Source organism: Candidatus Schekmanbacteria bacterium (assembly GCA_003695725.1).
Taxonomy (GTDB): Bacteria; Schekmanbacteria; GWA2-38-11; order GWA2-38-11; family J061; genus J061.
The window spans coordinates 1-5,569 of the sequence record RFHX01000215.1 but is presented as its reverse complement, the minus strand read 5'-3'; the positions used below and the strand labels follow the sequence as shown (position 1 = coordinate 5,569).

Below are 5,569 nucleotides of genomic sequence, written 5' to 3'. Positions count from 1 at the left end.
CCATAGACTGCCGCAATAACGATATTTTTTGAAAAATCTATATTTTTGTTTTTTGGAGGCGTTATTTCATTGGAATGTATCCTCTTATGGAAGTTATCTAAATCTGTCTGATTATCGAATACATAGAAGGACATTTCATTGTCTTTAATTCCTCCGTAGTAGCCCTTTTCGATTAAGATAAGCTTAATATCCTTATTGGTACTTGAATTTCTATTTACCTTTGATGAGCATGAGAAGATAAAAAATCCACCAACGATAAAAGAGAAAGCCAAAAATAAAATGAGTGAAGATTTATTTATTCTTACCATTTAAAAGCTTGAATCCTTCCATTCCTAATCCTGATTCTTTTCTTTGAAAACTCAAATCCTCTTCAATGGGGAAATCGATGTCCGTAATATCATCTCCATTATCAATAAAAACTGGTATTGGCTGATCGCTTGTAGGATAAAATCCACATGCTTCCCCTTCATCGCATATCAAAAAGTCATTGTCTCTGTCTGTGCCAGCAACAATATAGTAGCTTCCTTTTGGAAGATTGGTCAAAGAAAATGAATAACTCTTTGAAAAGTCCGTTTCTGCTTCTTTTGTAGAGTTGAAAGTTGTTGCATCAATTGCAAGGATAAATATTTTACCTATGTCTCTACTGTTGGTAGATTTGCCTACCTGCATCGATACTGCTATTGTTGCATTGCCTGCGTCAGTAGTAATAGTTATGGTGTCAAGATACTTGCCATCTTCAAGTCCGCTTCGGGAAACTGAAATATTATAGACAATGGTTTCTCCGGGTGAAAGAGTGCCAGTAATTGTATTTGTTGAAGTAATAGTCAGCCAATCTTCATTCTTTGTGATGCTTGTTATTGTCAAGTCTGCAGTGCCTGTATTGCTTATTGTAAACTTTGCACTCTTGTTTGAAGTGCCAAACTTTATTTCATTGGCTGAAACAGAAAGGATTGGAGAATTGGTAACAGGTGTGCCGGCTTCCTCTATTGCTTTTTTTACTGCTTTTGCGGCATTTATCAGACCATAACCATAGAATTGGTCCCAACCGGGAGAACCCAAGTCAGTGGCAGTTTCAGTCAAAATTGTTTTAATTTCTGAAGGTGTCAGTTTAGAGAGTCCTTTTTCTAAGCGTGCCGCCTGCATAAGTGCAACAACGCCTGCCACATGGGGAGCTGCCATTGATGTGCCCTGATAGTAGACATATCCTTTATTTCCATCATCATCATCAATAGTACTTAACACACCGTCAGGATAACCGTCATTGTTGTTGTCTGCCCCTGTATCGCCTCCGGGAGCGGCAATCGTTATTTTGCTTCCATAGTTTGAGTAGAAGGCTCGTTCAAGATTAAAATCAACTGCCGACACAGAGATGACATTGTCGTAAGATGCAGGATAACTCGGGACAGAGCTGTTTTCATTTCCTGCTGCGGCAACTATTGTAACACCTGCGTCGATTGCCGCCTGCACTGCATCGTTCATCGTCTGTGAAAAACCGGGTCCTCCCAAACTCATATTTATGACATCTGCTTTTTGTTCTGGAACCTTCCCTGAGTCATTGGATAGCCCTGCGGCATATCTGATTGCTTGGGAAATATCATAGCTTGTGCCTCCATTTTTCCCGAGGGCGCGAAGAGACATTATTTTTCCTTTCCAATTTATTCCGGCGACACCGATTGAGTTGTCCGTTGATGCAGCAATTGTGCCTGCTACATGTGTGCCGTGGAAAGAGCTTGGTTTCCCTTTTTGAGGATTCCCATCGCCGGGATCTCTTGGATTTGAGTCCAATCCATCTCCATCACCTGCATTGGAAGGATCGCTGATAAAATCGTAGCCTTTGCCTTTTATGAGTTTATCCTTGAGGTCGGGATGTTTAGGAGATATTCCAGTATCGATTACAGCAATAATGATATTGTCATCTCCTGTCGTAATATCCCATGCTTCAGGCAGATGAATTGCTTTGTAGTGCCACTGTCTATCATAAAATTCATCATTTGGCACGGTTAAAGGCTTGTAGATATAGTTTGGTTCTGCGTAAATGACATTTTTGTCTTTTTTCAACTCTTCAATCTTTTTAAGTGTTTGTGCCTTTTCATATTCACTGTACGAAGAAATCTTTGCTGCTGCAGAGGGCTTTTGAATATTGAATTTTATGAGTTTAATTCTGCTTTTTTTATTGGGGCTTAAAATCTTATAGCGCTTGTCATCATTATTTTCATTGGTGATTTTGAATTTCACTATTGCTTCACCGGGAACAAAATCGGCTTTTAAATCTTCTTTCTTTTTTGTGGAAGAAAGACTTTGTCCATAGTTAATATAATCGATGTTTAGTTGATAACTTCCTTCCCCTGAATATGCGCTTACTCCTACATAAACTGTATATGTTATGGATGCTGTACAGGGATAAAATGAAAAGGGTGTACATGGTTCGTAGCTTAAGGATTCATTACTGCTTCCAGAGTTGTTGGAGATTCCTAAGGTTTCTCCCCAACCGTCAAAAAGATAAAGATCAAGGTCAGCACTTGATCTACTTCTGAGTGTAATTGATATGGGATATGAAGTATCTATCTGATAGAAGTCATGAACAGTTGCATTTTGCAGGCTAAGTTCAGTCCCTTTGTCACTATCAGCCGCTTTACCGAAAACAGAAACTGGAAGTGCTTTAATCTTCTGTGCTGTATCAAGACCGTTGTTTGGTTCGATTTCATTTATGGCATTGAAGTCGGGCACAATGATAGTGCCTGATAGATTTCCTTTTTCCCTGCCTTTTTTAGTAATTGAAATTGAATATCTGCCATATAGATTTGTTCCTATGCTGTTGGCATAGATGATATAAATGCCTCTTTTTGGAAGTTTATATGTAATAAGGGCATTGAAATTATTTCCGCTGTCATTGTCTTGGGCAAGGAGTTTTAAGGAGCGTCCTCTTTTTCTAAAAAGAAAAAGGTAGCTGTCAACTTCATTAGATGTCATTTCAATGGTTATGGTTTTGCTTTTGTTTGCAAAGTATTTGTATTTATCATAAGGTGTGCCGTCCGCATACTTGCGGTCGGATTTCGTCAACCTTTTATTGAGGGTTTGCCCGGTTTTTATGCGAATGGTTTTTTTCTTGCTTGCTCTTTTCCTAACAGGTTTAAGGGTGTTGTTTTTTATGGTATATTGAGCTTCAATTGTTTGAAATGGGGAGTAGAAAATGCTGATTAAGAGGAAAATAAAAAAAACGATTTTGAATGTTTTTTTTTCTTGCATTCTATATGGCTTTGGATTTATAAATTTATTTTAATAATAAAGGTTTATCAATATTCTAAATTTAAAATAATAAAGTAGTTAGGTCAAAACAAAAAGTTACGATAAGCGATGGCACATTTCAATGAATTTTTTCTTAAAATTTTCATTATGAAATAATTCATTTTCAAAATTTTGATTTTTTGAAAGGAATAAATTTATGAGAGGAGGTGAAGGAGAAAGGTCGATGAAGGTTAAAACAATTAAAAGAGAGGAGGTCGTTATGAGGGATTTATTTTCAAAAAAACTGCTAATCATAATTTTAGCGATGTTTGTTGCCTTATCAGGTGCCTTCATTTTGGAAGGTAAGGCAGATGCCGCAAAAAAACCAAAGATTACTAAGATTTCACCCAAGAGTGGAAAACAGGGGGCAAGTGTAATAGTTAAAATCAAAGGAAAAAATTTCAGCAAATCAAAAAAGAAAAACAAAGTTATCGTGTCAGGCGGAGATATTTCCGTAAAAGTTATTTCTGCATCAAAAAAATTGATTAAAGCAAGATTTAAGATTTCGTCTTCAGCTGATGTTTCGAAAAGAAAGGTATATGTTAAAGTTGGAAAGAAGAAATCGAACAAAAAACCCTTCAAGGTTAAAGCTGCGGCAGGCATAAGCGGAAAGGTAACCGACCCATCAGGAGCGGCTGTATCTGATGCAAAGGTTGTATTTGTACCTGCTGGTGATATTGAAGGAATTTCTTCTGTCCAACCCCTTGAAGATTTGGCAAATCAAGCAGACAGCAAAGGCTATGTGACAGCAACAACGGATTCTAACGGAAAATACACTGCTTCAGGATTAACATCTGATACAGATTATTTTGTTTGTGTCTTACCCTCTGATTCAGACCATCTGCCCGGCGGCGATGTGTCAAGAGAGGCATTTACCTATTCAGGCGGAGCTCAAACTATAGATATAGAGATTTCTCAGGTACAGAGCTCTTCCGCAACCTATATTGGGTCTGAGAAATGTCTGGTTTGTCATTCAAAAACATCTTTGAAGAAAACCTTGCACTTCTTAGGGTTGAGAGAACCGGGTAATCCTAACGACTTGCAAGACCTTTCCAATTTTCCAAATGCCGACAAGACTCTTGATGAGTTTACTGTAACAGGAACAGTTCTCTATTTTGTTCCAAAAACAGGTGGTGGCTATACCATTTCAAAAGACTCGAATGACAGCAGCAGCGCTGATTTTTCTGCAACTCTCAAAAAGAGTGGAAGCTCAGCTCCATATACATATACTGTAACATTGACGGATATTGCCGGAACATCTGGATCGAAGGACTACAATGTTGAGGTTACATATGGCGGTGAAGGCCTCTGGAAGATGAGGTTTATCACAAAGGGTGCTGATGGACACTACTATTTACTCCCGCTTCAGCACAATGAAAAGAATGACGAATGGGTTGATTACCACGGCGACAGATGGTATTCATCAGGATCAGGGCTTACTGAGCCTGCTCCTGAAAAATCCTTCAATGTCAACTGCTCCGGATGTCACGGTGGAACAGGTGTAAAACTTGGAAATGGCGGACTCTTTGAACATCAGTTTGCTCCACAATCAGATGGAATCGACAATGAGGAATGGAACATTGGCTGTGAAAAATGCCATGGTCCGGGTTCAGAACATCAGTCTGCTGGTGGACAGGGCAAGAAGATCGTTATGCCCGAAGATCTGACGGCAGGAAGATTTGCAATGATTTGCGGCACCTGCCATCAGAGAGGTGAAGGAGAAGGCGTCCTCGATGAGAGCGGCAACAAGACAGAATTTGCTTCAGTCGGAGATCTTACGAAAGGTGAGGACATAACTGTATTTCGCCCGGGAATGTCGCCTGCATCATTCTATGGCACAAGTGACGGTACCGGAATCCTGCCTTTTGAGGTAATTACAGCAACGACTACTGCATACTATAGCCCAATCAACTATGCAACTGATAGCAAACATAGCTGGCAGGATAAGCAGTATGGCGCTGAATTCAACCATTCAAAGGGTCACCATCAGCAGTATTTCGATATAGTGAGAGAAAAGATGTTCAAGAACGACAGAGAGCTTGTTGTTTGTGCTGATTGTCATGATGCCCACGGCTCAGACGAAGAACATCAGCTTGTTTATAATGCTGATAATAATGCAATGTGTCTTGAATGCCACAATGGTACCGATATGAACAGAGACAAAACAAAACATCCTGCCAACTTCCAGAATATCACAAGAGCAATGGTCGATGCACTGCAGTCGGACGGCACCGTTGACGATGTAATAAAGAGCGATGTTGAAGACCATATGAAGACATGGGCT

The 5,569-nt window shown here is 39.4% G+C and carries 3 protein-coding genes; 1 reads left to right on the top strand and 2 read right to left on the bottom strand.

What is annotated here, in order from left to right:
• The coding region (locus D6734_08455) for a hypothetical protein (GenBank protein ID RMF94149.1) at positions 1 to 308 on the bottom strand (308 nt) is incomplete at its 3' end.
• Positions 292 to 3,246, bottom strand: coding sequence for a hypothetical protein (locus D6734_08450; protein RMF94148.1), 2,955 nt, complete (start codon positions 3,244 to 3,246; stop codon positions 292 to 294). The genes D6734_08450 and D6734_08455, both read right to left, overlap by 17 nt.
• Before the next feature lie 196 nt (positions 3,247 to 3,442).
• On the opposite strand from D6734_08450, the gene D6734_08445 reads away from it, so the two are divergent.
• Positions 3,443 to 5,569, top strand: a 2,127-nt coding sequence (locus D6734_08445; GenBank protein ID RMF94147.1) for a hypothetical protein, incomplete at its 3' end; no start/stop codon positions are given.